The sequence below is a fragment of the Gemmiger formicilis genome (assembly GCF_016901605.1).
Classification (GTDB): Bacteria; Bacillota; Clostridia; order Oscillospirales; family Ruminococcaceae; genus Gemmiger; species Gemmiger formicilis_B.
In genome coordinates, this window is sequence record NZ_JACJKP010000813.1 from 1 (window position 1) to 221 (window position 221).

Sequence of the window (221 nt, forward strand, 5' to 3'; positions counted from 1 at the left end):
TGCCGTCCGTCTGTATAACAATTTTGCATCTTCTTTGGATAGCACCAGTTCTCTGATTATTACGGATAACCATAACACCGGCCTTTATATCCGCCAAGGTTCTTTTGCGGTGGAGGATGGAGCCACCCTGCGTATCACTGGCAACGATGTAAGTAACAATCTGCTGGATGGATACGGCGGCGGCCTCTATGTTGGTTATGGTGACAACTATGACCCAACTG

1 protein-coding gene is annotated in these 221 nt (G+C 48.0%); it reads left to right on the plus strand.

The window, feature by feature from the left end; genetic code table 11:
* On the plus strand, nt 1-221 hold a 221-nt coding region (locus tag H6B10_RS16905; protein ID WP_204652508.1), incomplete at both ends, for a hypothetical protein.